Source organism: Pseudomonas sp. HC1(2025) (assembly GCF_058742075.1).
This window is the reverse complement of the sequence record NZ_CP196017.1, coordinates 4,822,557-4,846,359: the sequence shown is the minus strand read 5'-3', so window position 1 is coordinate 4,846,359 and position 23,803 is coordinate 4,822,557. Positions and strand designations below refer to the sequence as shown.

28 protein-coding genes, 1 pseudogene and 1 riboswitch are annotated in these 23,803 nt (G+C 60.7%); of the genes and pseudogenes, 19 read left to right on the top strand and 10 right to left on the bottom strand.

Features of this window, described 5'->3' with window-relative positions:
- Positions 1-214 precede the first annotated feature (214 nt).
- The 10 genes from ACSSVH_RS21660 to hisC all read left to right on the top strand — a co-directional run bounded on the left by ACSSVH_RS21660 (position 215) and on the right by hisC (position 8,190).
- Positions 215-1,024 (top strand): ATP-binding cassette domain-containing protein, encoded by an 810-nt coding sequence (locus tag ACSSVH_RS21660; protein WP_038443322.1) that lies wholly within the window; start codon positions 215-217, stop codon positions 1,022-1,024.
- Positions 1,024-1,821 (top strand): lipid asymmetry maintenance ABC transporter permease subunit MlaE, encoded by a 798-nt coding sequence (gene mlaE / locus ACSSVH_RS21655; protein ID WP_170056740.1) that lies wholly within the window; start codon positions 1,024-1,026, stop codon positions 1,819-1,821. The genes ACSSVH_RS21660 and mlaE overlap by 1 nt, the downstream gene beginning before the upstream one ends.
- Positions 1,821-2,288 carry an outer membrane lipid asymmetry maintenance protein MlaD gene (mlaD, locus tag ACSSVH_RS21650; protein ID WP_076963541.1) on the top strand — a complete coding sequence of 156 codons (468 nt, stop codon included), beginning with the start codon at positions 1,821-1,823 and terminating at the stop codon, positions 2,286-2,288. Before mlaE ends, mlaD begins: the two co-directional genes overlap by 1 nt.
- 11 nt (positions 2,289-2,299) lie before the next feature.
- Complete coding sequence (locus ACSSVH_RS21645; RefSeq protein WP_169950869.1) at positions 2,300-2,953, top strand: MlaC/ttg2D family ABC transporter substrate-binding protein; 654 nt, start codon at positions 2,300-2,302, stop codon at positions 2,951-2,953.
- Positions 2,950-3,255, top strand: a complete 306-nt coding sequence (locus ACSSVH_RS21640) for an STAS domain-containing protein (RefSeq protein ID WP_169950867.1) — start codon at positions 2,950-2,952, stop codon at positions 3,253-3,255. Before ACSSVH_RS21645 ends, ACSSVH_RS21640 begins: the two co-directional genes overlap by 4 nt.
- A gap of 114 nt (positions 3,256-3,369) precedes the next feature.
- Positions 3,370-3,609, top strand: a complete 240-nt coding sequence (locus tag ACSSVH_RS21635; protein WP_010567702.1) for a BolA family protein — start codon at positions 3,370-3,372, stop codon at positions 3,607-3,609.
- 23 nt (positions 3,610-3,632) lie between these two features.
- Positions 3,633-4,898, top strand: a complete 1,266-nt coding sequence (murA, locus tag ACSSVH_RS21630; protein WP_492633705.1) for a UDP-N-acetylglucosamine 1-carboxyvinyltransferase — start codon at positions 3,633-3,635, stop codon at positions 4,896-4,898.
- 156 nt (positions 4,899-5,054) lie between these two features.
- A complete protein-coding gene (hisG, locus tag ACSSVH_RS21625) occupies positions 5,055-5,690 on the top strand; it encodes an ATP phosphoribosyltransferase (RefSeq protein WP_003188599.1) in 636 nt (211 codons plus the stop codon).
- A gap of 127 nt (positions 5,691-5,817) precedes the next feature.
- Complete coding sequence (hisD, locus tag ACSSVH_RS21620; protein WP_169950862.1) at positions 5,818-7,134, top strand: histidinol dehydrogenase; 1,317 nt, start codon at positions 5,818-5,820, stop codon at positions 7,132-7,134.
- A gap of 3 nt (positions 7,135-7,137) precedes the next feature.
- Complete coding sequence (gene hisC, locus ACSSVH_RS21615) at positions 7,138-8,190, top strand: histidinol-phosphate transaminase (RefSeq protein WP_172312119.1); 1,053 nt, start codon at positions 7,138-7,140, stop codon at positions 8,188-8,190.
- Between the two features lie 130 nt (positions 8,191-8,320).
- Here the strand turns inward: hisC and ACSSVH_RS21610 are convergent, their stop codons facing one another.
- Both ACSSVH_RS21610 and upp read right to left on the bottom strand, forming a co-directional pair.
- Positions 8,321-9,595 (bottom strand): uracil-xanthine permease family protein, encoded by a 1,275-nt coding sequence (locus tag ACSSVH_RS21610; RefSeq protein ID WP_169950858.1) that lies wholly within the window; start codon positions 9,593-9,595, stop codon positions 8,321-8,323.
- Between the two features lie 2 nt (positions 9,596-9,597).
- Complete coding sequence (gene upp / locus ACSSVH_RS21605) at positions 9,598-10,236, bottom strand: uracil phosphoribosyltransferase (RefSeq protein WP_029291751.1); 639 nt, start codon at positions 10,234-10,236, stop codon at positions 9,598-9,600.
- A gap of 163 nt (positions 10,237-10,399) precedes the next feature.
- Here upp and ACSSVH_RS21600 point away from each other — a divergent pair, with 163 nt between their 5' ends.
- The 3 genes from ACSSVH_RS21600 (at position 10,400) to ACSSVH_RS21590 (ending at position 11,946) form a co-directional block, all read left to right on the top strand.
- Positions 10,400-10,957: a hypoxanthine-guanine phosphoribosyltransferase gene (locus ACSSVH_RS21600; RefSeq protein WP_078046900.1), complete on the top strand. Its 558-nt coding sequence runs from the start codon at positions 10,400-10,402 to the stop codon at positions 10,955-10,957.
- 3 nt (positions 10,958-10,960) lie between these two features.
- Positions 10,961-11,428 (top strand): WbuC family cupin fold metalloprotein, encoded by a 468-nt coding sequence (locus ACSSVH_RS21595; protein ID WP_169950856.1) that lies wholly within the window; start codon positions 10,961-10,963, stop codon positions 11,426-11,428.
- Between the two features lie 230 nt (positions 11,429-11,658).
- Positions 11,659-11,946 carry a PA4642 family protein gene (locus tag ACSSVH_RS21590; RefSeq protein WP_170056742.1) on the top strand — a complete coding sequence of 96 codons (288 nt, stop codon included), beginning with the start codon at positions 11,659-11,661 and terminating at the stop codon, positions 11,944-11,946.
- Positions 11,947-12,015: 69 nt separating this feature from the next.
- On the opposite strand, the gene mqo is transcribed toward ACSSVH_RS21590, so the two are convergent.
- Both mqo and ACSSVH_RS21580 read right to left on the bottom strand, forming a co-directional pair.
- The gene (gene mqo / locus ACSSVH_RS21585) at positions 12,016-13,524 is read right to left on the bottom strand and encodes a malate dehydrogenase (quinone) (protein WP_169956399.1); all 1,509 of its coding nucleotides are present in this window, start codon (positions 13,522-13,524) and stop codon (positions 12,016-12,018) included.
- Between the two features lie 733 nt (positions 13,525-14,257).
- Positions 14,258-14,494, bottom strand: a complete 237-nt coding sequence (locus ACSSVH_RS21580; protein WP_169956397.1) for a hypothetical protein — start codon at positions 14,492-14,494, stop codon at positions 14,258-14,260.
- 170 nt (positions 14,495-14,664) lie between these two features.
- On the opposite strand from ACSSVH_RS21580, the gene ACSSVH_RS21575 reads away from it, so the two are divergent.
- The gene (locus ACSSVH_RS21575; RefSeq protein ID WP_032860068.1) at positions 14,665-15,252 is read left to right on the top strand and encodes a YajG family lipoprotein; all 588 of its coding nucleotides are present in this window, start codon (positions 14,665-14,667) and stop codon (positions 15,250-15,252) included.
- Positions 15,253-15,309: 57 nt separating this feature from the next.
- Here the strand turns inward: ACSSVH_RS21575 and ACSSVH_RS21570 are convergent, their stop codons facing one another.
- Entirely contained in the window at positions 15,310-15,519 is a 210-nt protein-coding gene (locus tag ACSSVH_RS21570) for a hypothetical protein (protein WP_032860067.1), read from the bottom strand.
- A gap of 183 nt (positions 15,520-15,702) precedes the next feature.
- Between ACSSVH_RS21570 and ACSSVH_RS21565 the strand changes: the two genes are divergently transcribed.
- On the top strand, positions 15,703-15,960 hold the full coding sequence (locus tag ACSSVH_RS21565) for a hypothetical protein (protein ID WP_169956395.1): 258 nt from the start codon (positions 15,703-15,705) through the stop codon (positions 15,958-15,960).
- Between the two features lie 134 nt (positions 15,961-16,094).
- Here ACSSVH_RS21565 and ACSSVH_RS21560 read toward each other — a convergent pair whose 3' ends face one another.
- Positions 16,095-17,258 carry a 1-acyl-sn-glycerol-3-phosphate acyltransferase gene (locus ACSSVH_RS21560; RefSeq protein WP_169956393.1) on the bottom strand — a complete coding sequence of 388 codons (1,164 nt, stop codon included), beginning with the start codon at positions 17,256-17,258 and terminating at the stop codon, positions 16,095-16,097.
- A 143-nt stretch (positions 17,259-17,401) separates the two neighbouring features.
- On the opposite strand from ACSSVH_RS21560, the gene ACSSVH_RS21555 reads away from it, so the two are divergent.
- Genes ACSSVH_RS21555 through ACSSVH_RS21545 form a run of 3 tightly spaced genes read left to right on the top strand, consistent with a single transcriptional unit; the run spans position 17,402 to position 18,517 of the window.
- The gene (locus ACSSVH_RS21555) at positions 17,402-17,584 is read left to right on the top strand and encodes a CPXCG motif-containing cysteine-rich protein (protein WP_029297780.1); all 183 of its coding nucleotides are present in this window, start codon (positions 17,402-17,404) and stop codon (positions 17,582-17,584) included.
- A 15-nt stretch (positions 17,585-17,599) separates the two neighbouring features.
- Positions 17,600-17,860, top strand: coding sequence for a putative signal transducing protein (locus ACSSVH_RS21550; protein ID WP_029297781.1), 261 nt, complete (start codon positions 17,600-17,602; stop codon positions 17,858-17,860).
- A 36-nt stretch (positions 17,861-17,896) separates the two neighbouring features.
- Complete coding sequence (locus ACSSVH_RS21545) at positions 17,897-18,517, top strand: SOS response-associated peptidase (protein ID WP_169956388.1); 621 nt, start codon at positions 17,897-17,899, stop codon at positions 18,515-18,517.
- A gap of 130 nt (positions 18,518-18,647) precedes the next feature.
- On the opposite strand, the gene ACSSVH_RS21540 is transcribed toward ACSSVH_RS21545, so the two are convergent.
- Both ACSSVH_RS21540 and ACSSVH_RS21535 read right to left on the bottom strand, forming a co-directional pair.
- On the bottom strand, positions 18,648-19,391 hold the full coding sequence (locus ACSSVH_RS21540; protein WP_407073439.1) for a methyl-accepting chemotaxis protein: 744 nt from the start codon (positions 19,389-19,391) through the stop codon (positions 18,648-18,650).
- Between the two features lie 114 nt (positions 19,392-19,505).
- Positions 19,506-19,700: pseudogene (locus ACSSVH_RS21535) on the bottom strand (HAMP domain-containing protein); the annotation flags it as partial.
- A gap of 1,307 nt (positions 19,701-21,007) precedes the next feature.
- Between ACSSVH_RS21535 and ACSSVH_RS21530 the strand changes: the two are divergent.
- The gene (locus ACSSVH_RS21530; RefSeq protein ID WP_169956384.1) at positions 21,008-21,826 is read left to right on the top strand and encodes a M48 family metallopeptidase; all 819 of its coding nucleotides are present in this window, start codon (positions 21,008-21,010) and stop codon (positions 21,824-21,826) included.
- 122 nt (positions 21,827-21,948) lie between these two features.
- Here ACSSVH_RS21530 and ACSSVH_RS21525 read toward each other — a convergent pair whose 3' ends face one another.
- The gene (locus tag ACSSVH_RS21525; protein WP_029297789.1) at positions 21,949-22,533 is read right to left on the bottom strand and encodes a TMEM165/GDT1 family protein; all 585 of its coding nucleotides are present in this window, start codon (positions 22,531-22,533) and stop codon (positions 21,949-21,951) included.
- A gap of 88 nt (positions 22,534-22,621) precedes the next feature.
- Positions 22,622-22,743: riboswitch (yybP-ykoY riboswitch) on the bottom strand.
- A gap of 50 nt (positions 22,744-22,793) precedes the next feature.
- Entirely contained in the window at positions 22,794-23,792 is a 999-nt protein-coding gene (locus tag ACSSVH_RS21520; RefSeq protein ID WP_169956382.1) for a methyltransferase, read from the bottom strand.
- Positions 23,793-23,803 lie beyond the last annotated feature (11 nt).

The window sequence follows — 23,803 nt, the reverse complement described above, 5'->3', positions numbered from 1 at the left end:
AGCTGTTGTTCTTCTAGAGAGTGAGATCAGTCCCAAATGCGCTTTTTACCTGTCCTGTTTCTGAACAAGCGCTGCTGCGGCCTTGGGCGCTCTACGTCAGCAGTGATATAGTTCGCCGCCAGTTCGGTCCGCGCAGCTCACATGTGTCTAACTGTCGCAAGCAGTTGTCCCAAGCATGGTGTCTGAGTGAGAAGCTGCATCCCAAGGAGTTTAGATGAGTGCCGATAACGCCTACGCGGTCGAGCTGAAGGGCCTTTCCTTCAAGCGCGGTACGCGCAGCATCTTCAATAATGTCGATATTCGCATTCCCCGCGGCAAGGTGACGGGCATCATGGGCCCTTCCGGTTGCGGCAAGACGACCCTGCTGCGCCTGATGGGCATGCAGTTGCGTCCGACTGCCGGGGAAGTCTGGGTCAATGGCCAGAACCTGCCGACCCTGTCGCGCAGCGACTTGTTCGATGCGCGCAAGCACATGGGGGTGCTGTTCCAGAGCGGCGCTCTGTTCACCGACCTCGATGTTTTCGAAAACGTCGCGTTCCCGCTGCGGGTGCACACCCAGCTGTCCGAAGAAATGATTCGTGACATTGTTTTGTTGAAGCTGCAGGCCGTCGGCCTTCGCGGTGCCATCGACCTGATGCCAGATGAACTCTCCGGTGGTATGAAGCGGCGTGTCGCCCTGGCGCGGGCGATTGCGCTCGATCCGCAGATCCTCATGTATGACGAGCCGTTCGTCGGCCAGGACCCTATCGCCATGGGCGTCCTGGTGCGCCTGATCCGCCTGCTCAACGATGCGCTGGGCATCACCAGTATCGTGGTTTCCCACGACCTGGCCGAAACCGCGAGCATTGCCGACTACCTCTATGTGGTCGGCGATGGCCAGGTATTGGGCCAGGGCACGCCTGAAGAGCTGATGAACGCTGATAACCCGCGCATTCGCCAATTCATGACCGGCGATCCTGATGGCCCGGTGCCTTTTCATTTTCCGGCAGCGGATTACCGCGCAGATCTCCTGGGGAAGCGCTGATGCGCAAGACATCTTTAATCGAGAAGGTTCGCCTTTTCGGTCGTTCCGGCATCGACATTGTCGAAGTGCTCGGGCGTTCGACGATTTTCCTGTTTCACGCCTTGCTGGGCCGCGGCAGTATCGGCGGCGGTTTTGGCTTGCTGCTCAAGCAGTTGCACTCGGTGGGCGTGATGTCCCTGGTGATCATAGTGGTCTCCGGGGTTTTCATCGGCATGGTGCTGGCGTTGCAGGGCTTCAATATCCTATCCAGCTACGGTTCCGAGCAGGCGGTGGGGCAGATGGTTGCGCTGACGCTGCTGCGTGAACTGGGACCGGTGGTCACCGCGTTGCTGTTTGCCGGGCGCGCCGGTTCTGCGTTGACTGCCGAGATCGGCAACATGAAGGCCACCGAGCAGTTGTCCAGCCTGGAAATGATCGGCGTGGACCCGCTCAAGTACATCGTTGCCCCGCGCCTGTGGGCCGGCTTCATTTCCCTGCCTCTGCTGGCGATGATTTTCAGCGTGGTCGGGATCTGGGGTGGCTCATGGGTGGCAGTGGACTGGCTGGGGGTCTACGACGGCTCCTACTGGGCCAACATGCAAAACAGCGTGACGTTCAGCGGTGACGTGCTCAATGGAATTATCAAGAGCATCGTCTTCGCCTTCGTCGTGACTTGGATCGCCGTATTCCAAGGCTATGACTGTGAGCCCACTTCAGAAGGGATCAGTCGTGCCACCACCAAGACCGTTGTGTACGCCTCGCTGGCGGTACTGGGTCTTGACTTCATTTTGACCGCCTTGATGTTTGGAGATTTCTGATGCAAAACCGCACTGTGGAAATCGGTGTCGGCCTTTTCTTGCTGGCTGGCATCCTGGCTTTACTGTTGCTTGCCCTGCGAGTCAGCGGCTTGTCGGCCAGCTCCAGCGCCGACACCTATAAACTTTACGCCTACTTCGACAATATCGCCGGTTTGACGGTCAGATCCAAAGTGACCATGGCCGGTGTGACCATCGGCAAGGTCACGGCAATCGATCTGGACCGCGACAGCTTCACCGGCCGAGTGACCCTGCAACTGGACAAGAAGGTAGATAACCTGCCGACTGACTCCACGGCGTCTATCCTCACGGCGGGTCTGCTGGGCGAGAAGTACATCGGTATCAGCGTGGGCGGGGAAGAAGCCTTGCTCAAGGATGGTTCGACCATTCATGACACACAGTCGTCGTTGGTGCTGGAGGACCTGATCGGTAAATTCCTGCTTAATACGGTTAGTAAAGACGCCAAATGAGGAGTTTGTTCATGATCTCAACCTTGCGACGTGGCCTGTTGGTGCTGTTGGCAGCCTTGCCATTGATGGCTAACGCCGTGGCAGCGCCTTCGGCGCACGACATAATTGATAGAACCACCAAAGAGCTGCTGGCTGACCTTGCCGCAAACAAAGAGCAGTACAAGCAGAGCCCAAGCGCGTTCTACGATGCCCTCAACGGTATCGTGGGCCCGGTGGTCGATGCTGATGGCATCTCCCGCAGCATCATGACCGTCAAGTACTCGCGCAAGGCCACGCCTGCGCAGATGCAGCGCTTCCAGGAAAACTTCAAGCGCAGCCTGATGCAGTTCTACGGCAACGCCCTGCTGGAATACAACAACCAGGGTATCGTCGTATCTCCGGCCAAGGATGAGTCCGGCAACCGTACCAGCGTGGATATGCAGGTCAAGGGCAACAATGGCTCGATCTACCCGGTTTCCTACACCCTCGAGAAAATCAACGGTGAATGGAAAGTGCGCAACGTGATCATCAACGGCATCAACATCGGCAAGCTGTTCCGTGACCAGTTCGCCGATGCCATGCAGCGCAATGGCAACGACCTGGACAAGACCATCGATGGTTGGGCCGGCGAAGTGGCCAAGGCCAAGGAAGTGACCGAAGAAGCCGCAGAGAAGCAGGCCCCATGACTGAGTCGGCTGTTCGTCAAGGCCAGGCCGGCGAGCTGCTCTTGAGTGGCGTGCTCGACTACAGCACCGGGCCGGCCCTGCGCAAGCAGGGCCAGGCGCTGATCAATGCCAGCACTGCGTCGGCAGTGGTTATCGACTGCTCGGCGGTGGTGAAGTCCAGCAGTGTTGGCTTGTCATTGCTCCTGTGTTTCCTACGCGACGCCGCGGCGGTCAACAAACCTGCCAGTATTCGTGCATTACCCGAGGATATGCGGGAAATTGCCCAGGTTTGCGGTCTGGCCGAGCTGTTGGCGCATCCTTAATACACATTATTGAAGAAGCCCCCCGTCAGAGTCCTGCTATGCGGGGTTCGCAGGCGCGGGGCTTTTTTGTATGATGTGCGACCCGCGCGCACTGGGCGCCGATAGAGGTTGAGCATGCAGGCCCTAGAAGTTAAAAGCTTCCTTGAAGGAAAGCTGCCGAATACTGAGGTTGCAGTTGAAGGCGAAGGCTGCAATTTCCAGCTGAACGTGATTAGCGATGAACTGGCGGCATTGAGCCCGGTCAAGCGTCAGCAGCAGATCTATGCCCATTTGAACCCGTGGATCACCGATGGCAGCATCCATGCGGTCACTATGAAATTTTTCAGCCGCGCGGCCTGGGCCGAGCGCACCTGAGCCCCCAAGGCGTCGAGATTCTTATGGATAAATTGATTATTACCGGCGGTTCCCGTCTTGATGGCGAAATCCGTATCTCCGGGGCTAAAAACTCGGCCTTGCCGATCCTGGCTGCTACCTTGCTGTGTGATGGCCCGGTTACCGTAGCCAACCTGCCGCACCTGCACGACATCACCACCATGATCGAGCTGTTCGGTCGCATGGGCATTGAGCCGGTGATCGACGAGAAGCTGTCGGTCGAAATCGACCCGCGCACCATCAAGACCCTGATCGCCCCGTACGAACTGGTGAAAACCATGCGTGCCTCGATCCTGGTACTGGGCCCGATGGTTGCCCGTTTCGGCGAAGCCGAAGTGGCACTGCCTGGCGGTTGCGCCATTGGCTCGCGGCCGGTGGACCTGCACATCCGTGGCCTTGAAGCCATGGGTGCGACCATCGACGTCGAAGGCGGCTACATCAAGGCCAAGGCGCCGGAAGGCGGCCTGCGTGGCGCGAACTTCTTCTTTGATACCGTCAGCGTGACCGGTACCGAGAACATCATGATGGCCGCTGCCCTGGCGAACGGCCGCAGCGTCCTGCAAAACGCCGCGCGCGAGCCGGAAGTGGTCGACCTGGCCAACTTCCTGATCGCCATGGGTGCCAACATCACTGGCGCCGGCACCGACACCATCACCATCGACGGTGTGAAGCGCCTGCACTCGGCTACCTATAAGGTCATGCCGGACCGTATCGAGACCGGTACCTACCTGGTTGCTGCTGCCGTCACCGGTGGTCGCGTCAAGGTCAAGGATACCGATCCGACCATCCTGGAAGCGGTCCTGGAAAAACTGCGCGAAGCGGGTGCCGAAATCACCACCGGCGAAGACTGGATCGAGCTGAACATGCACGGCAAGCGGCCAAAAGCCGTCAACGTGCGTACCGCTCCGTACCCGGCGTTCCCGACCGACATGCAGGCGCAGTTCATCTCCCTGAACGCGATTGCCGAAGGCACCGGTGCTGTGATCGAGACCATCTTCGAGAACCGTTTCATGCACGTGTACGAACTGCACCGCATGGGCGCCAAGATCCAGGTCGAAGGCAACACAGCCATCGTCACCGGTATCGAGCAGCTCAAGGGCGCGCCAGTAATGGCCACCGACCTGCGAGCTTCGGCCAGCCTGGTGATCTCGGCGCTGTGCGCTGACGGCGACACCCTGATCGATCGCATCTACCACATAGACCGTGGCTACGAGTGCATCGAAGAAAAACTGCAGATGCTCGGCGCAAAAATTCGCCGCGTACCGGGCTAGTCCCCACTGCTCGGGCGCAGGGAAGCGCCCGCCCGAGGTGTGCACAGGCACGCCTTGGCTGAATTTGTTTCAAATCGAGGCTGTAATGGCCTCGATCTGTGTCTGGCGCCGTTTGCGACCGGACAGCAATAGCCTGATGAAGGACTGACGTTTCCCATGTTGACCATCGCACTGTCCAAGGGCCGCATCCTTGACGATACTTTGCCGCTTCTGGCTGAAGCGGGCATCGTGCCGACCGAGAATCCGGACAAGAGCCGCAAGCTGATCATCCCCACGACCCAGGACGACGTTCGCCTGTTGATCGTGCGGGCTACCGACGTGCCGACCTACGTGGAACATGGCGCCGCCGACCTTGGTGTCGCCGGTAAAGACGTGTTGATGGAATACGGCGGCCAGGGCCTGTACGAGCCGCTGGACCTGCGTATCGCCCTGTGCAAGCTGATGACTGCCGGTCGTGTCGGTGACGTCGAGCCAAAAGGCCGCCTGCGGGTGGCCACCAAGTTCGTCAACGTCGCCAAGCGTTATTACGCCGAGCAAGGCCGCCAGGTCGATATCATCAAGCTCTATGGCTCGATGGAACTGGCACCGCTGATCGGCCTGGCCGACAAGATCATCGACGTGGTCGACACCGGCAACACCCTGCGCGCCAACGGCCTGGAACCCCAGGACTTTATCGCTGACATCAGCTCCCGCCTGATCGTCAACAAAGCTTCGATGAAAATGCAGCACGCCCGGATCCAGGCGTTGATCGACACCCTGCGCAAGGCAGTGGAGTCTCGACACCGCGGTTGACTCACCTGCGCGGCCCTAGGTCGCGCCCGTCTATCCGCCTCATAGCCAGAATTCTCAGGTGCCCAAGCGGAAACGACTGCTAGTTTAGGGCGCCTGAGTTTTTGCCAATACTATTGAGGCCCTCGCTATGACCACGTCCACTGCAATTGCCCGACTCAACGCTGCCGACCCGGATTTCGCCCATCATCTGGATCATCTGCTGAGCTGGGAAAGTGTGTCCGACGACTCGGTCAACCAGCGGGTGCTCGACATCATCAAGGCCGTGCGTGAGCGCGGCGATGCGGCGCTGGTGGACTTTACCCGCCAGTTCGACGGCCTGGACGTCAAGTCCATGGCCGACCTGATCCTGCCCCGCGAACGCCTGGAGTTGGCCCTGACGCGCATCACCGCGCCCCAGCGTGAAGCCCTGGAAGTCGCGGCCGCGCGGGTGCGCAGCTACCACGAAAAACAGAAGCAGGATTCCTGGAGCTACACCGAGGCTGATGGCACGGTGCTGGGGCAGAAAGTCACGCCCCTGGACCGCGCCGGCCTGTACGTGCCAGGCGGCAAGGCCTCGTACCCGTCGTCGGTGCTGATGAATGCCATTCCCGCCAAAGTGGCGGGTGTGACCGAAGTGGTCATGGTGGTCCCGACCCCGCGCGGTGAAATCAACGAACTGGTGCTGGCTGCCGCTTGCATCGCAGGCGTTGACCGCGTGTTTACCATCGGTGGCGCCCAGGCCGTCGCCGCGTTGGCCTATGGCACCGAAAGCGTGCCGAAAGTAGACAAGGTGGTCGGCCCCGGCAACATCTATGTCGCCACCGCCAAGCGCCATGTGTTTGGCCAGGTCGGGATCGACATGATCGCCGGCCCTTCGGAAATCCTCGTGGTGTGCGACGGCCAGACCGATCCGGACTGGATCGCCATGGACCTGTTCTCCCAGGCCGAGCACGACGAAGACGCCCAGGCGATCCTGGTCAGCCCCGACGCCGAGTTCCTCGACAAGGTGGCGGCGAGCATTAACAAGTTGCTGCCGACCATGGACCGCGCCGAGATTATCGAGAAGTCGATCAATGGCCGGGGTGCGCTGATCCAGGTGCGGGACATGGAACAGGCTATCGAAGTGGCCAACCGCATTGCCCCTGAGCACTTGGAGTTGTCGGTGGCCGACCCACAGGCCTGGCTGCCATCGATTCGCCACGCCGGTGCGATCTTCATGGGCCGCCACACCAGCGAAGCCCTGGGTGACTACTGCGCCGGCCCCAACCATGTGTTGCCGACCTCGGGCACTGCGCGATTTTCGTCGCCGCTGGGGGTGTATGACTTCCAGAAGCGCTCGTCGATCATCTTTTGCTCGCCACAAGGTGCTTCCGAGCTAGGCAAGACCGCCTCGGTGCTGGCCCGTGGTGAATCGTTGAGCGCGCACGCCCGCAGCGCCGAATACCGCATCGTCAAGGGGGAGTAAGACATGAGCAAATTCTGGAGCCCTTTCGTCAAGGACCTCGTGCCTTACGTGCCCGGCGAGCAGCCGAAGCTGACCAAGCTGGTCAAGCTCAACACCAACGAAAACCCCTATGGCCCGTCGCCCAAGGCCCTGGCGGCGATGCAGGCCGAGTTGAACGACAACCTGCGTTTGTACCCGGACCCCAACAGCGACCTGCTCAAGCAGGCCGTGGCCAAGTACTACGGGGTGGATGGAAGCAAGGTCTTCCTCGGTAACGGTTCCGACGAAGTCCTGGCGCATATCTTCCACGGTCTGTTCCAGCACGACCTGCCACTGTTGTTCCCGGATATCAGCTACAGCTTCTACCCGGTGTACTGCGGCCTGTATGGCATCACCTCGGCCCCGGTGCCGCTGGACGAGCAGTTCCAGATCCGCGTGGCGGACTACGCCAAGCCCAACGGCGGGATCATCTTCCCCAACCCGAACGCGCCGACCGGCTGCGTGCTGGCGCTGGACGCGGTGGAGCAGCTGCTCAAGGCCAGCCCGGATTCGGTGGTGGTGGTCGATGAAGCCTATATCGACTTCGGCGGCGAAACCGCCATCAGCCTGGTGGATCGCTACCCCAACCTGCTGGTCACCCAGACCCTCTCCAAATCGCGCTCACTGGCCGGTTTGCGGGTAGGCCTGGCGGTGGGGCATCCGGACCTGATCGAGGCGCTGGAGCGGGTCAAGAACAGCTTCAACTCCTATCCACTGGATCGCCTGGCGATTGTCGGCGCGGCGGCGGCCTTTGAAGATCGTGAATACTTCGAGAAGACCTGCCAATTGGTGATCGACAGCCGCGAGAAGGTGGTTGCGCAGTTGCAGGACAAAGGCTTTGAAGTGCTACCGTCGGCTGCCAACTTCATCTTCGCTCGCCACCCACGGCACGACGCGGCCAGCCTGGCGGCCAAGCTGCGTGAGCAAGGGGTGATCGTGCGGCACTTCAAGCAGGAGCGGATTGCCCAGTTCCTGCGGATCAGCATCGGTACGCCTGAGCAGAACCAGGCGTTGATCGACGGCTTGGGCGATCTTTAAGGCTTAGATCTATATTGGCTGGACTGGCCTCATCGCGGGCAAGCCCGGCTCCCACATTGGAATGCGTTCCCATGTGGGAGCCGGGCTTGCCCGCGATGAGGCCATCAGCAACACCGACAGTCCCTAACCTTCAGAGCAACGGCTCGTCCGGCTTCTTGTGCTTCCAGCCATCATTGCCCGGCAGCAGCAGGTTCAAGCCAATCGCTACCACCGCGCACAGGGCGATGCCCTTGAGGCCGAAATCGTCCGGGCCAGTGCCGGTGCCGATCAGCACACCACCTATCCCGAACACCAGGGTCACCGACACAATCACCAGATTGCGCGCCTCCCCCAGGTCGATCTTGTGACGGATCAAGGTGTTCATCCCCACCGCCGCAATCGAACCGAACAACAGGCAGAGAATCCCGCCCATCACCGGTACCGGAATGCTCTGCAGCAGCGCGCCGAACTTGCCGACAAAGGCCAGGGTGATGGCAAATACCGCCGCCCAGGTCATGATTTTCGGGTTGTAGTTCTTGGTCAGCATCACCGCGCCGGTCACTTCGGCGTAGGTAGTGTTGGGCGGGCCGCCGAACAGGCCAGCCGTGGTGGTGGCGATGCCGTCGCCCAATAGCGTGCGATGCAGGCCGGGCTTTTTCAGGTAATCGCGACCGGTCACGCTACCCACGGCAATCACGCCGCCGATGTGTTCAATGGCCGGTGCCAGGGCTACCGGGACGATGAACAGAATCGCCTGCCAGTTGAATTCCGGCGCGGTGAAGTGGGGCAGGGCGAACCACGGGGCGGCGGCGATCTTCGCGGTGTCGACCACGCCAAAGTAGAACGACATGCCAAAACCCACCAGCACCCCGGCAATGATCGGCACCAGGCGGAAAATGCCCTTGCCGAATACGGCCACGATCAGCGTGGTCAGCAGCGCCGGCATCGAGATCAGCATTGCTGTCTGGTAGTGGATGAGCTCGGCACCGTCGCCCGACTTGCCCATTGCCATGTTCGCGGCAATCGGCGCCATGGCCAGGCCGATGGAGATGATCACCGGCCCGATCACCACGGGCGGCAGCAGCCGGTCGATAAAACCGGTGCCTTTGATCTTCACGGCCAGGCCGAGGAAGGTGTAGACGAAACCCGCCGCCATCACCCCGCCCATGGTCGCCGCAAGGCCGAACTGGCCCTTGGCGAGAATGATCGGGGTGATAAAGGCAAAGCTCGAGGCCAGGAACACCGGCACTTGGCGCCCCGTGACGACCTGGAACAGCAATGTGCCCAGGCCTGCGGTAAACAGCGCAACGTTTGGATCAAGACCTGTGATCAGTGGCATCAACACCAGCGCGCCAAATGCTACGAAGAGCATTTGTGCGCCAGACAGGATCTGGCGCCAAAGCGGGTCGTTGAATTCATCCTGCATGCTCACGCGTCCTTCTGCTTGGTGCCGAAGATCTTGTCGCCAGCATCGCCCAGGCCCGGAATGATGTAGCCGTGCTCGTTCAGGCGCTCATCGATGGACGCGGTATAGATCACTACATCCGGGTGCGCTTTTTCGACGGCGGCAATACCTTCGGGAGCAGCGACCAGCACCATGGCGCGGATGTCCTTGCAGCCGGCTTTCTTCAGCAGATCGATGGTGGCAACCATGGAGCTACCGGTGGCCAGCATCGGGTCGATGATCATCGCCAGGCGCTCGTCGATTTCCGGGACGAGTTTTTCCAGGTAGGTGTGGGCCTGCAGGGTCTCTTCGTTGCGGGCGACGCCCACAGCGCTGACCTTGGCGCCCGGGATCAGGCTCAGCACGCCTTCAAGCATGCCGATACCGGCGCGCAGGATCGGCACCACGGTAATTTTCTTGCCAGCGATTTTCTCGACCTGGACGGGACCGCACCAACCGGGGATCTCGTAGTTTTCCAGGGGCAAATCTTTGGTGGCTTCGTAGGTGAGCAACGCTCCGACTTCCTGAGCAAGCTCACGGAAGTTCTTCGTGCTAATGTCGGCGCGGCGCATAAGGCCGAGCTTGTGTCGGATCAGCGGGTGGCGGATCTCACGGATGGGCATGGGGAAAGGCTCCGGCGGCGGGCAAAAAAACCGGCCTAGGTTAATCTATCCGAGGGTGTTGTCCTATAGACAACAAGTACGTTAGTCCATAAAGGCTTGAACGTTGCGTCCCAGAGGCGTACCTTCGCCCGCTTTTCTTGCCACAGTACCCCTGGAGAGCGCCATGTCCGCTGATCTCGAGCATATCCGTCAAATCATGCACGAGGCTGACTGCCTGTACACCGAAGCGCAAGTCGAAGAGGCTATCGCCAAGGTCGGCGCGCACATCACCCGTGAAATGGCCGATACCAACCCGGTGGTGTTCTGTGTGATGAACGGTGGTCTGATTTTCGCCGGCAAATTGCTGACTCATCTGCAATTCCCGCTGGAAGCGTCCTACTTGCACGCCACGCGCTATCGCAACGAAACCAGCGGCGGCGACCTGTTCTGGAAGGCCAAGCCGGAAGTGTCGTTCATCGACCGTGACGTGCTGATCATCGATGACATCCTCGACGAAGGTCATACCCTGGGCGCGATCATCGACTTCTGCAAACACGCCGGCGCGCGCAAAGTGCACACCGCCGTGCTGATCGACAAAGACCACGACCGCAAGGCCCGGCCAGACCTGAAGGCTGATTATGTTGGCCTGCCGTGCATCGACCGTTACATTTTCGGTTATGGCATGGACTACAAGGGCTACTGGCGCAACGCCAATGGCATCTTTGCCGTGAAGGGGATGTAAGCCATGGCGCGTTTTCTTGATCAGTCGCTGTTTGCCGAATTGGCCGAGAAAGCCGCCCTCAACCCCCGTGGCCGGCAGAACGTCAACTTCCACCAGATGGAAGAGCCTTGCCATCGCATGGCTGTTGGGTTGCAGCCACACACTTATGTGCAGCCCCATCGTCATCTCACCGCTGACAAAGCCGAGACCCTGCTGGTACTCAAGGGGCGCCTGGGCATTCTGATCTTCAGCGAGTCAGGCGAGGTCCTGGAGCGGCGCGTCTTGCAGGCGGGTGGAGATTGCCTGGGTGTCGACCTATCGCCCGGCGTTTTCCATGGCCTGGTGGTGCTTGAGCCCGACACGATGATGTTCGAGTGCAAGGCCGGCCCCTATCGCCCGGTGGGCGAGGGCGAACTCGCCACCTGGGCGCCCCGGGAAGGCGAGGCTGGCATGGCTGAGTATCATCGCTGGATGCTGGCCCAGTTCGATTGAACCTGGCAGCAAAAACAACAGGTGGGCTTGTGTGGGAGCGGGCTTGTCGGGTCGCCGCATCGCCGCGATAGCGGAGTGTCAGGTTAGATATATTCGACTGACCCACCGCCATCGCGGCGATGCGGCGACCCGACAAGCCCGCTCCCACATAGAGCCTCGTGGCTTCCGAACCTTGTGTCCCGCAGGTAGACTTCCACTCCCGTGTAAATGTCTGCAGGCTGGAGTCGGCAATGCGTAAAGATAAGAAACAAGTGATTGGTGACGAGATCGGCGACGATCAGATCAAGCTGTTCCTGGATTTTGAACCGGTCGACGCCACTTCACCGTCCCTGCACAAACTGATCAAAGCCTATCGCGGCCTGCGCATCGATGACTTCGGACGTTTCCTGACCTTTTTCAAAGAGGCCGGGCTGGACCTCGACGGCAAGGATGAGCATGGCCAGACCTTCGTCGATCTGATCAAGGACCAGCGCAACGCGGATGAGTACATCGAGCTGATCGAACAAGCCCGCGGCTGATTTCCAAGACATACAAAAACGCCCCGTTCTCATCACGAGAGCGGGGCGTTTTTTGTCTTTTTGTAGGCGTCAGGCGTAGCTTGCGGCCTCGCTACCTTGCTCAACCAGCTCCAGGCTGATGTTGTTCTGCACGCTGATCTTGCGATACAGCTCGGCATCGGTTTCCAGGACTTTTTCCCGGGCCGGGAAGATCTCCTGCAGCTTGGCTGCCCACTCGCCGGCCGCCTGGGTCGGGAAGCAGCGTTCGATCAGATCCAGCATGATCGAAACAGTCACCGAAGCACCTGGAGAGGCGCCCAGCAGTGCCGCCAGCGAACCGTCCTTGGCCGCGACCAGCTCGGTGCCGAATTGCAGCACGCCGCCTTTCTTCGGGTCTTTCTTGATGATCTGCACCCGTTGGCCGGCCACTTCCAGGCGCCAGTCCTCGGCTTTGGCTTCGGGGTAGAAGCGGCGCAGGGATTCCAGGCGCTGCTCCATGGACTGCATCACTTCGCTGACCAGGTACTTGGTCAGGTCCATGTTGTCCCGGGCCACGGCCAGCATCGGGCCGATGTTGCCCAGGCGAATCGACATCGGCAGGTCAAGGAACGAACCGAACTTGAGGAACTTGGTGGTGAAGCCAGCATATGGCCCGAACAGCAGGGATTTCTTGCCATCCACCACGCGGGTGTCCAGGTGCGGCACCGACATCGGCGGCGAACCCACGGCGGCCTGGCTGTAGACCTTGGCCTGGTGCTGCTTGACTACTTGCGGGTTGTCGCAACGCAGCCACTGGCCGCTGACCGGGAAACCGCCAAAGCCCTTGCTCTCTTCGATACCTGAGGCTTGCAGCAGCGGCAGGGCCGCGCCGCCGGCGCCGAGGAACACGAACTTGGCGTCGACATGGCGCGTGTTGCCGCTGTTGACGTCCTTGATGCTCACGGTCCAGCCAGCACCATTGCGCTTGAGGCCGGTGACGCGCTTGCTGTACTTGACCTGGGCATCGGCCGAGCTGCTCAGGTGCGCGAGCAATTGGTTGGTCAGGGCGCCGAAGTTGACGTCGGTGCCGTTCATCACGCGGGTCGCGGCGATTTTTTCGTCAGCCGGGCGGCCCGGCATCATCAGCGGCATCCACTCGGCCATTTCGGCACGGTCTTCGGTGTAGTGCATATCCGAGAACGCGTGGTGCTGGCTGAGGGTTTCAAAGCGCTTCTTGAGGAACGACACGCCTTTTTCGCCCTGCACGAAGCTCAGGTGCGGCACTGGGCTGATAAAGGACTTGGACGAGCCAAAGGTGCCTTTTTTGGTCAGGTACGCCCAGAACTGCTTCGACACCTCGAACTGGGTGTTGATGTGCACGGCTTTTTTGATGTCGATGGAGCCATCACCCGCCTGAGGGGTGTAGTTCAGCTCGCACAGGCCGGCGTGGCCGGTACCGGCGTTGTTCCACGGGTTGGAACTCTCCGCGGCACCCGAATCCATCAGCTCAACGACTTCCAGCTTGAGGCCGGGGTCGAGCTCCTTGAGCAGCACGGCAAGGGTGGCACTCATGATGCCCGCACCTACCAGTACTACGTCGACTGCTTCGTTATGCGCCATTTAACGCGTCTCCAAAATCTGCAGCACCAAATTGACGGCATGGCTGCCAGGAGTGACGGGGCGGTTCACGTGATGCCCCAGGTTACCCATGGCCAGGATCGCCATGTCCGATTCTTCGCAATTTTTTTGCAACTTCAGCGGACGCTGCCGACCAGGCCTTATCTGCATATGAACGCATTTAAGGGGCCCTGTGGCAATTCGACTTATGGTCAAGTACGTCCGATCGTGCAACCAAATCCGTAGCGGACAGGCTTCAAGCTCCGGTTTTTGAGGAGTACTCGGTCCTGTGTGGTTGGGCAGTGCCAGACGTTGATGGTGCTTGTACAAACGCAAAACTATTCATTTGCTCGCCACACTCTTGTGAAGTTGTGAAAACCCGTTTTTTTCACGCTCTTTTGAAGACGTGAACCTCAAAAAAGGGCTGCCCCAGCCTGGCACCTGGCCCGAAATCACTGCCGACACGCGGCATAACGGGCAAACAACTCAAGTGGCCGAGCGCAATGGCAGCTCTGGCAGATTCGGTAAAGGCGCAGGTTTGCAGACAAAACAGCCAGCTCGCCAGCTTCACTCGATCTGTGTGGGCGGCTCTCTGTGGGCGGTGCGGGGGAGCTAATACCAGGGCATTAGCGATGCTGCGAGGCCCGATCAGGAGACGTCCTTATAATCGGGGGGAGATTGTAGCGAAGAACTGTCGGGAAATGGACGTGTTTTATGACTTTTATTAGCGCTTCGGTCAGGCGGTCAACGGCAGGCGGTGTGATGACCGTGCGCGGCGCGGGCTGACACGGGCGCGGGCGGGCAGAGGATGGTGCATCCAGCTCAGGCGGATCTCCTGGACTTCGACCCAGCCTTCGCCCACGGGCGGCTGGCTGCATTGCTTGAAGGCCTGGCAGCGACCTTGCGAGTCGAGCAGGGCAAAGTTGCGATGGGCGGGCGTGCGCGCGAAAAAGCGCCAGAGAAGATTGAGCATGGCGGGCCTCCTGAGAATGACGCCAAGCATATCTGTCAAGAATGACATCTGGGTGACACTGAGTCGCTGCACGCAGGCCTGGACCTGAGGTTGTAACTGGCGCTAGTTCCAGGCGGTGACGCGCCGCTATACTGGCGCACTGTCGGTACCTGAATTCTGGAGAGAAAAGCATGTTGCAACGCCTGTTGTTCGGTTTGATCACTGTGACCAGCTTGACCCTGGTTGGCTGCGCCCACAGCCCGCAGCAACTCAGCCCGCAACCCAAGCTCACCACCCAGTTGGCGCCTGTGGGCCATGGCCAGCCGGTCTCGGTGCGTGTGGTTGATGGCCGTCCGTCGCCGACCCTGGGCACCCGTGGTGGCCTGTACCCGGAAACCAGCGCCATCACGGTGACCGGTGCCGACGTGCTGCCCAAGCTGCAAGCCCAGGCCGAAGCGGCTGTGCGCCTGCTGGGCTTTACCCCGACCAGCAACTCGCCAGGCGCACCGCAACTGACGGTGACCCTGGCCGAGCTGAAGTATCAGTCGCCCAAGGAAGGCCTGTACGTGACCGAAGCCACCATCGGCGCGACCTTCCGCTCTGATGTGTCGGCCGGCAACCGCCGCTACAACGGCCGTTACGCTGCATCCCTGGACCAGCGCTTTGGTATGGCGCCGAACCAGGAAACCAACACCAAGCTGGTCAGCGACGTGTTGAGTGATGCCCTGACGCGTCTGTTCAAGGACCCAAGCATCGGCCAGATCCTCAGCTCGCAGTAATCGGTTGTAAAAAAGCCGGGCCCCGCCAAGGGCCCGGCTTTTTTGTGTCTGCTGCGGTCATGCCGCCGTTTCGACATAAAAGTCCAGCACACTCACTCCCGTCAGCAGATCCAGCTCCGGCAGGTCGGCATGCTGATGCCCGCCGAGGGCGCAATACACCAGCCAGTGCCGGTCCTGGACATTGAACGCCAGGCCGCCGACCAGCGCCTCTTGCTCATCGGTAGGGGCGATCAGGTACAGCCGATCCTGGTTCTGCGCGTGCAACATGACAAGCTCCCGGGTGTGCGAAGGGCAACAGAGTGGCTTGTTAAGGTGACGTTCAGGTGACGCTGTAAATTACTCGATACATTAGTCGTCAATGGGGGAGGGAGCTGTGAGGCGCAGGAGGGCGCAATTCGTTCAGGTTTGTATCTGAATGGATACCTGGTCACTGTTACACCGAGGTTTTTGATGTCGCTGCCGGCATTATTGCTAAATACCGCTGCCTTGTTGATCGCCTGCCCAGGCGCCGGGCTGTTGTTTGTGACCCGCCTGCGCGAGCAGCGGGCGATGGCTCGACTCACCGCGCAAAGTGAAGATCGAGCGATCGATCAACCGATGTTGTTCCTGGATGTGCGTACCGAGCGCAGTCATCGCCTTGGCTACCGCCTAGGGTTTGCCTGTATCGGGCTGGCGCTTGTCGTCTCTTGGCTCAGCACTCAATTGTAAAAATACCCAAAACCAATGTGGGAGCGGGCTTGCCCGCGATAGCAGTGGGGCAGTCAAATAGTTATCAACTGACCCACCGCTATCGCGGGCAAGCCCGCTCCCACGTTGTGTTGTGTGTTATTCAAGCTGTTGGGTTACAGGGGGATCCCGGCCTTGACCCGATACTGATTACGCACCGGCGTCGCATATTGCAGCACCAGGTACGGTCGGTGCTCCGCCGGGCAGGCATTCAGTCGTCGCTCCCACTCCGCTTTCGCCTTGGCCAACTCATCCGCCGGGAACACCTCGGCAGCCGTCGGCACCTGCAATTGCGGGTCGGCGTCGCTCCACTGTGCGTATGCCAGGTAATGCACCGGGAACAACCGATACCCGCCGAGAATCTGCCGGTCCATCTCGGTGGCCAACAGCTTGGTGTCTTCAAAACGTTCGGTAATCGGTGGCGCAAAGTTGATATGGACCCGGCCCTTGTAACCGGTGATGCCCAGGGCGATGCTCACGTCATCTTCACCGGGCGCCTTGGTGTAGGTGCCGGTGGTGGCGCGGATATACAGCTCGCGAGCCTTGGCCGCGTCGCACGGGTCGTATTCGTAGCTGATGGACACAGGGGTCAGGTTCAGCGACAGGATGACGTCGGCGAACGGCTCTTCCTTGCGGCTCATATGGAACATCTTGAGGATCGCCGACTCGGTGCGATCATCCCCATCCTTGGCGCGGCCTTCGGCCTGGGCGATCCAGATCGACTGGCAGTCATTGCGGATCGAATGGTTGATGTAGGCCGACAGCAGCTGATACGCCGCCATCTTCTCGCGTCGCCCGGTGATGGAGCGATGCACGATAAAACTCTTGTTCAGGCGCATCAGGTCGCTGACAAACGGCTTCTGCAGCAGGTTGTCACCGATGGCTATCCGCGGTGTTGGCAGGCCGGCGTGGTACACCGCGTAGTTGACGAAGGCAGGGTCCATCACGATATCGCGGTGGTTGGCCAGGAAAACATAGGCCGTGCCGGACTTGAGCTGCTCGACCCCGGTATAGGTGACGCCGTCGGTCGCCCGATCGATGGTGTGGTCGACGTAAAACTCGACTTTGTCCTGCAAGGTGGCGACGGTGGTGACACCGGCGAACTCACGGCGCAGCTTCTGGGCGATCAGCGGCTTGAGCAGCCAGCCAAAGGCGCCGGCAAAGCGCGGGAAGCGAAAGTGGGTCAGGATGTCCAGAAAGGCCTTGTCACTGAACAGCCGGGCCAGCACTGCCGGGACTTCGCTGTCGTTGTAAGGTCGGATGGTATCGAATTCGCCCATCATGCTCTCTTGTTAGAAACGGCTAGGGTAAGTAAAGGTTTGGATCGATAAGTGACAGGGCGGGGTCTGAACAAATGGCATCAAACGAAAAAGCCCTGCAAATAGACCGGCGATTATACGCACAAGTCACCTTGGAGACCGCGATGCTCGAAAGTGCGCTGTACGATTGTCCTTATTGTGGTGAACGGATCGAGACAAGCGTGGATTTGTCCGGTGGCGACCAGAACTATATAGAAGACTGCCAGGTGTGCTGTCGGCCGATCATTTTCGACCTGCAGGTCCACGGCGATGAATGGATGCTCGAAGTGCGCAGCGAGAATGAATAAAGGGGGGGGGCGGCCATGCAACGAATCTACGAGCCGGAAAACCTGATGGAAGGCGAGTTGCTGCAACAAATGCTCGCCAGCGAAGGCATCGACGCCCATCTGGTGGGGCGCCATCTGCTCGGTGGCACGGGTGAACTGCCGATCTTCGGCCTGTTGGGCCTGGAGGTGGAGAACGACCAGGCCACCTACGCCCGCGAGTTGATCACCGCCTATATCGGTGCGCAACCGCTGCCCGGCGATGAACCCGACAGCTACCCCGACGTGCTGGTCTGTTAGGCTGTCGGCCGGTTTACCCAAGAGTCGTGTTGCCCCATGTGTGGACGTTATGCCCTGTTTCGCTGGAATCCCGCCTTTGCTGCCTTGCCGGGATTCCCGGCGGATCAACAGGCCCAGTGGAATATCTCCCCCAATGATTCAGTGCTGATCCAGCGCGCCACCGATGGCCAGCGCACCCTGGCGCGGGCACGTTGGGGGCTGACGCCGCCGTGGCTGACCGATCTGTCCCGCACGCCGGCCCACGCCCGCGCCGAAACCCTGGCCGAACAGCCGATGTTTCGCGAGGCCTTTCGCCTGCGCCGGTGCCTGCTGCCAGCCAATGGCTTTTATGAATGGCGCGGCACCCAGCGCAAGCGGCCGTACTGGCTCACGCCGGGGGAGGGCTCGACCCTTTTTTTCGCAGCGATCTGGGAGGCCTACCCGGTGCAGGAGCAAGTGTGGCTGAGCGCGGCGGTGGTGACCCAGGCGGCGCAGAGCCAGCGCCGGCCGTTGATTCTGGACGCGGCGGGGCAAGCGGCCTGGCTGGATCCCGAGACGCCGTTGCATGTGTTGCAGGGCTTGCTGGCCAGCGAGCCGGCGGCGTTGCGTGAGCGGGTGCTGGCTAACATGGTCAATGATCCGAAGCTCAATGGGCCGGAGTGTTTGACCCCGGGTTGAGACTGGGAGTTGTGTGGGGGATTCGCTGGCGCCATCGCAGGCAAGCCAGCCCCCACATTTTGATTTGTGAATACCTTCAAATGTGGGAGTTGGCTTGCCTGCGATACGGCCCCAAACTCCACTGAAACCTTCAGACCTTGAACTGATTGATCAGCCGCCGCTGCTGCTCCGCCAACTGGGTCAGCCCCGCACTGGCGGCGCTGGACTCATCCGCCCCGCCCGCCACCTCATTGGCCACCTGGCCGATATTGATCACATTGCGGTTGATGTCCTCGGCCACCGCGCTCTGTTCCTCCGCCGCACTGGCAATCTGCGTATTCATGTCATTGATCACCGACACGGCCTGGGTGATGGTCTCCAGGGCCTGCGCGGCCTTGGCGGCGTGTTGCACGCTTTCATCGGTGCGCTGCTGGCTGTCTTCCATGACCTGCACCACATCCCGCGTGCCTTGCTGCAATTGCTGGATCATGGCCTGGATTTCTTCGGTGGCCTTCTGGGTTTTCTGCGCCAGGTTGCGTACTTCGTCGGCCACCACCGCAAAACCTCGGCCCTGTTCGCCGGCCCGGGCGGCTTCGATGGCGGCGTTGAGAGCCAGCAGGTTGGTTTGCTCGGCAATGCCGCGAATGGCAATCAGGATCGCGTTGATGTTCTCGCTGTCCTTGGCCAGGGCCTGGACTACCGTCACCGCCTTGCCGATCTCCAGGGCCAGGGCGCCGATGGAAGTGGAGGTGTCGCGCACGATCTGCATGCCCTGGCTTGCAGCCTGGTCGGCATGGGTGGCGGCCTGGGCTGCCTGGGTGGCATTACGCGCCACGTCCTGGGCGGTGGCGGTCATTTCGTGCACGGCCGTGGCGACCTGGTCGATCTCGACCATTTGCTTGTGCACGCCCTGGTTGGTGCGGATGGCAATGTCGGCGGTGTGTTCCGACGAGTCGCTGACCTTCTGTACCGAGTTCACCACCTGGCTAATCATGCCCTGCAGCTTGATCAGGAAGGTATTGAAGCCGGCGGCAATCGCGCCCAGTTCATCGGCGCGGTCACTGGTCAGGCGACGCGTCAGGTCGCCTTCGCCCTGGGCGATGTCATTGAGCATCGCCACCATTTGCTTGAGTGGGCGGGCAATGCCGTGGCCCACCAGCCAGATCACCAGCAGGCCGATGCCGGCAATCAGCAGGCCGACCATGGTCATGCCGAAGATATCGGTCTTGCGCTGGGCGTCCAGGTCGCCTTGGAGGGTGTGCAGGTCGGCCATTACCGCGCCCAGGGGCAGTTGCAGCATCAGGGTCCAGCGCGCATCGGTCTGGCCGATATTGAAGGGCAGGAACAACTCGATATGCCCGTTTGCCTGGTCGATGTCGTAACGCACGTCGCCGACCTTCAACTGGCCGAGGTTCTCCAGTTCATTCTGGTCGAGCAGGTCGCTGGCCTTTTCCCCCAGTTTGCTCGGGTCCTTGGTGTAGGCCACCAGGCGGCCGTTGCTGGAAATCAGCGCCATTTCGCCAGCGCCGTTGTAAAGCTTCTGGTCGGCGGCGGTGAGCATTTCCTGGATGAAATTGACCGACAGGTCGGCGCCGACAATGCCCTGGAACGCGCCGTCGATCATGATCGGTTCGATAAACGAGGCCAGCATCACCGTGGTGTTGCCCACGCGATAGGGCGCCGGGTCGATGGCGCAGGGCTTCTGGGTTTCCTTGGAGCAGAGGTAGTACTCGCTGGCGCGAATGCCGGTGGCGAGGATTTTCTGGTCGGTCAGGTCGGCGAGTTTTTCCAGGCCCAGGCTGCCATCCTGATTGCGGAACCACCAGGGCATGAAGCGCCCGTTGGCAGGTTCTACGCCGACGACGGCGGTGTTCAGGTAGTTGGCATCATTGTGGTCGATGGCATTGGGTTCCCAGGCGATATAGGAACCGAGGATTTTCGGGTTGCGTACCACCGTTTCGTGCAGCAGGTTGATCAGTTGTTCACGGCTGACCTGCAGCGGGGCCGCGCCGTTTGCGTCCTTCATGCCCATCAGCGCATTGGTGGTGGCCAGGCCTTTGGCGGTCACCAGCGGCGCTTCCAGCTCGCGTTGGATCAGCGTGGCCTGGGTTTGCGCCAACGCCGTAAGGCGTTGCTCGATGATTTGCTCGAATTGCGCCTGGGTGCGGTCCTGCACCATCTCTTGGGTCCGGGCGCCGGCGAACAGCGCGTATAGCACCAGGGCCGCCACGACACTCAGGACAATGGCCCCGGCCAACGCCGCGACAGAAAACTGAATCGACTTGAATTTCATGAAGGCTCCGGGCGCTTGGTGGGCATGATCTGCCTTTATGTATCGGCCACAGGCCACGCAGACATGAGGCGCTGCCCTGCAAAAGAACCAGGCATGTCGTTTATAGAATGGTCGTGGGCGTCGGTGGCCTCTGAAATTAGCGGTTAAGCGTCAGGTGTATCTGGCGCCGATACATGAGAGGGCCTACGATACGCGCCATGTTTTCAGGGAGAATGTGCATGAAAAAATCATTGGCGGTAACGGCATTGAGCGCAGCCTTGCTGCTCGCCGGTTGCCAGTCGGTCAACACCACCAGCGGCGGTGCCGTGGGTGTGGAACGCAAGCAGTACATGTTCAGCATGCTGTCGAGCCAGGAAGTCGACCAGATGTACGCGCAGTCGTACCAGCAGACCCTGGGCGAAGCCAGTGGCAAGGGCCTGGTAGACAAGACCAGTGCCAACGCCAAGCGTGTGCAGGCCATCGCCAAGCGCCTTATCGCCCAGGCCCCCACCTTCCGTCCGGATGCGGCGCAGTGGAAGTGGGAAGTGAACCTGATCAAGAGCGACGAGATGAACGCCAACTGTGGGCCTGGCGGCAAGATCTTTGTCTACAGTGGCTTGATCGACACGCTCAAGTTGACCGATGACGAGCTGGCGGCGGTCATGGGCCATGAAATTGCCCACGCCCTGCGTGAACATGGCCGCGAAGCCATGTCCAAGGCTTACGGCATCGAAATGGCCAAGCAGGGCGCTGGCGCATTGTTGGGCCTGGGCCAGGACAGCATGGCGCTGGCCGACACCGTGGCCAACTACGGCATGACCTTGCCTAACAGCCGCAGCAATGAGAACGAAGCCGACCTGATCGGCCTGGAGCTCTCGGCCCGCGCCGGTTACGACCCGAACGCGGCGATCACGCTGTGGAACAAAATGGCCAAGGCTTCCGAAGGCGCACCGCCTGAATTCATGAGCACCCACCCGGCCTCCAGCAGCCGGATCGCCTCGTTGCAGGCGGCGATTCCCAAGGTGATGCCGCTGTACCAGCAGGCCAAGAAGTCCTGATAATCCAGGCCTTGTGAAGGTCCAGATGTGGGAGCTGGCTTGCCTGCGATGGCGGAATGTCAGGTTAGATATATTTAACTGACCCACCGCCATCGCGGGCAAGCCCGCTCCCACATTTGCAATTAGATCCAGCCGCTGCTTTGCATGGCCTTGTACACCGCCACCAACGCCAGGATGAAGAACGCCGAAGCCGCCAGGCGCCGAATCAAGGTCAACGGCAGTTTCTCCGCCGCGAAATTCCCCGCCAGAACCACCGGTACGTTGGCAATCAACATGCCCAGGGTGGTGCCGATAATCACCAGCCACAACTCGGGGTATTGCGCCGCCAGCATCACCGTGGCGATCTGCGTCTTGTCACCGATTTCAGCGATAAAGAACGCAATCAGGGTGGTCAGGAACGGCCCGAACTTGCGCGAGGTGCTGGCTTCATCATCGTCGAGCTTGTCTGGCACCAGGGTCCACAGGGCCGTGGCGCAGAAGCTCGCGGCGAGGATCCAGTGCAGCACCGCATCCGAGAAGAAACTGCCAAACCAGGCACCCACGGCACCGGCAGCGGCGTGGTTGGCCAGGGTCGCGGCGATGATGCCGGCGATGATTGGCCAGGGTTTGCGAAAGCGTGCGGCGAGGATGAGCGCGAGCAATTGCGTCTTGTCGCCGATTTCGGCCAAGGCAACGATTGCGGTAGGAACGAGAAGTGAATCCAGCATCAGGTAGGTTTCCAGGGGCGGGTCGACACGGCTATGACACGTACAGCCTTCCCGCCCCGGGTAAGGTGTGCGTGTCATAGGTCTTGTCAAACCCCGGTCCGTCTGTGCGGACTCCTGGGTCGCATACGCCATGGTCTGCTGACCAAGTATGTTGACGTATGCCGGACGAGCATGTTGCTCGTGGGAGACTACTCCCCTAGGACGGAGCGGATTCTGCCTTGGCAAAATCCATTCGGCAAGCCTTCTTTTTCAAACGCCCGTCAGCCGCGCTTGGCCCGATAGATGCGAAAACCCTGGCCCTCGGCCTTGACTGCGCACACGCCCAGGTGCTCTTCGATCAGCGGTTGATACTTCAGGAAGCTATTGGCGACTAGCCGAAGTTCGCCGCCGTTTTTCAGATGTTGGCGTGCTTTTCGCAGCAGGTTTTCTGTGGCGAAATAATCCGTGTGTACCCCGACATGGAACGGCGGGTTACTCAGAATCGCATCCAGGCCCATGGGCGCGGCGTCGATGCCATCACCGGTCAGCACTTCGCCTTCCAGGCCATTGGCCTCCAGGGTCAGGCGACTGCTAGCGGTAGCAAAGGCGTCCACATCAAGCAGGGTCACGGTGTTGTGCGGGTAGCGCCGCTTGACCGCCGCGCCCAACACGCCGGCGCCACAGCCGAAGTCCAGCAGATGACCGCTGGGCAGTTTGTCCAGGTGTTCGAGCAACAGCGCGGTACCGCGATCCAGGCGGCCATGGCTGAACACGCCCGGCAGACTGACGACCTTGAGCGGTCCGTCGGCCAGTGGCACTTCAAACACCTGGGCCAGGCTCGCCAGTTCCGGCGCCGCCGGAGCATCGGCCACGGTGGCCAGCCACAGCTGGCAGTGCCGTGCGTTGTCGAGCTTGCGTGGCTTGCCGAAGGCGTTCAGTTGCTTGGCGGCGCTTTCGATGCCGCCGCGTTTTTCACCCACCAGGTACAGCTCGGCGCCCGGCAGCCGTGCCGCGACGGCCTTGAGGATGTAGTCGGCCAGATCCTTGGACTTGGGCAGGAACACCACCGCCGTGTCGAATGCGCGTTGCGGCACATCGACCCCGAAATGGCTGCGTTCGGCAAACCGCGCATCCAGCGCTGCCTGGTCGCCCGCATGCCAGCACCAGCCATGGGCATTGGGCAGGCGGCCCAGCAGGTCATCGGCGGGCAGGCCGGCCAGCAACACGTTGCCTTGAAAAAGTTCGGCCTGACGAAGCAGTACTTCACTGCGCGGATCCATGGTCTGCTCCC

What these genes read in the sequence shown, in the direction of transcription:
- ACSSVH_RS21660 (WP_038443322.1), top strand. Translation starts at nt 215, where the DNA reads ATGAGTGCCGATAACGCCTACGCGGTCGAGCTGAAGGGCCTTTCCTTC.
- mlaE (WP_170056740.1), top strand. Translation starts at nt 1,024, where the DNA reads ATGCGCAAGACATCTTTAATCGAGAAGGTTCGCCTTTTCGGTCGTTCC.
- mlaD (WP_076963541.1), top strand. Translation starts at nt 1,821, where the DNA reads ATGCAAAACCGCACTGTGGAAATCGGTGTCGGCCTTTTCTTGCTGGCT.
- ACSSVH_RS21645 (WP_169950869.1), top strand. Translation starts at nt 2,300, where the DNA reads ATGATCTCAACCTTGCGACGTGGCCTGTTGGTGCTGTTGGCAGCCTTG.
- ACSSVH_RS21640 (WP_169950867.1), top strand. Translation starts at nt 2,950, where the DNA reads ATGACTGAGTCGGCTGTTCGTCAAGGCCAGGCCGGCGAGCTGCTCTTG.
- ACSSVH_RS21635 (WP_010567702.1), top strand. Translation starts at nt 3,370, where the DNA reads ATGCAGGCCCTAGAAGTTAAAAGCTTCCTTGAAGGAAAGCTGCCGAAT.
- murA (WP_492633705.1), top strand. Translation starts at nt 3,633, where the DNA reads ATGGATAAATTGATTATTACCGGCGGTTCCCGTCTTGATGGCGAAATC.
- hisG (WP_003188599.1), top strand. Translation starts at nt 5,055, where the DNA reads ATGTTGACCATCGCACTGTCCAAGGGCCGCATCCTTGACGATACTTTG.
- hisD (WP_169950862.1), top strand. Translation starts at nt 5,818, where the DNA reads ATGACCACGTCCACTGCAATTGCCCGACTCAACGCTGCCGACCCGGAT.
- hisC (WP_172312119.1), top strand. Translation starts at nt 7,138, where the DNA reads ATGAGCAAATTCTGGAGCCCTTTCGTCAAGGACCTCGTGCCTTACGTG.
- ACSSVH_RS21610 (WP_169950858.1), bottom strand. Translation starts at nt 9,595, where the DNA reads ATGCAGGATGAATTCAACGACCCGCTTTGGCGCCAGATCCTGTCTGGC.
- upp (WP_029291751.1), bottom strand. Translation starts at nt 10,236, where the DNA reads ATGCCCATCCGTGAGATCCGCCACCCGCTGATCCGACACAAGCTCGGC.
- ACSSVH_RS21600 (WP_078046900.1), top strand. Translation starts at nt 10,400, where the DNA reads ATGTCCGCTGATCTCGAGCATATCCGTCAAATCATGCACGAGGCTGAC.
- ACSSVH_RS21595 (WP_169950856.1), top strand. Translation starts at nt 10,961, where the DNA reads ATGGCGCGTTTTCTTGATCAGTCGCTGTTTGCCGAATTGGCCGAGAAA.
- ACSSVH_RS21590 (WP_170056742.1), top strand. Translation starts at nt 11,659, where the DNA reads ATGCGTAAAGATAAGAAACAAGTGATTGGTGACGAGATCGGCGACGAT.
- mqo (WP_169956399.1), bottom strand. Translation starts at nt 13,524, where the DNA reads ATGGCGCATAACGAAGCAGTCGACGTAGTACTGGTAGGTGCGGGCATC.
- ACSSVH_RS21580 (WP_169956397.1), bottom strand. Translation starts at nt 14,494, where the DNA reads ATGCTCAATCTTCTCTGGCGCTTTTTCGCGCGCACGCCCGCCCATCGC.
- ACSSVH_RS21575 (WP_032860068.1), top strand. Translation starts at nt 14,665, where the DNA reads ATGTTGCAACGCCTGTTGTTCGGTTTGATCACTGTGACCAGCTTGACC.
- ACSSVH_RS21570 (WP_032860067.1), bottom strand. Translation starts at nt 15,519, where the DNA reads ATGTTGCACGCGCAGAACCAGGATCGGCTGTACCTGATCGCCCCTACC.
- ACSSVH_RS21565 (WP_169956395.1), top strand. Translation starts at nt 15,703, where the DNA reads ATGTCGCTGCCGGCATTATTGCTAAATACCGCTGCCTTGTTGATCGCC.
- ACSSVH_RS21560 (WP_169956393.1), bottom strand. Translation starts at nt 17,258, where the DNA reads ATGGGCGAATTCGATACCATCCGACCTTACAACGACAGCGAAGTCCCG.
- ACSSVH_RS21555 (WP_029297780.1), top strand. Translation starts at nt 17,402, where the DNA reads ATGCTCGAAAGTGCGCTGTACGATTGTCCTTATTGTGGTGAACGGATC.
- ACSSVH_RS21550 (WP_029297781.1), top strand. Translation starts at nt 17,600, where the DNA reads ATGCAACGAATCTACGAGCCGGAAAACCTGATGGAAGGCGAGTTGCTG.
- ACSSVH_RS21545 (WP_169956388.1), top strand. Translation starts at nt 17,897, where the DNA reads ATGTGTGGACGTTATGCCCTGTTTCGCTGGAATCCCGCCTTTGCTGCC.
- ACSSVH_RS21540 (WP_407073439.1), bottom strand. Translation starts at nt 19,391, where the DNA reads ATGGTCGAGATCGACCAGGTCGCCACGGCCGTGCACGAAATGACCGCC.
- ACSSVH_RS21530 (WP_169956384.1), top strand. Translation starts at nt 21,008, where the DNA reads ATGAAAAAATCATTGGCGGTAACGGCATTGAGCGCAGCCTTGCTGCTC.
- ACSSVH_RS21525 (WP_029297789.1), bottom strand. Translation starts at nt 22,533, where the DNA reads ATGCTGGATTCACTTCTCGTTCCTACCGCAATCGTTGCCTTGGCCGAA.
- ACSSVH_RS21520 (WP_169956382.1), bottom strand. Translation starts at nt 23,792, where the DNA reads ATGGATCCGCGCAGTGAAGTACTGCTTCGTCAGGCCGAACTTTTTCAA.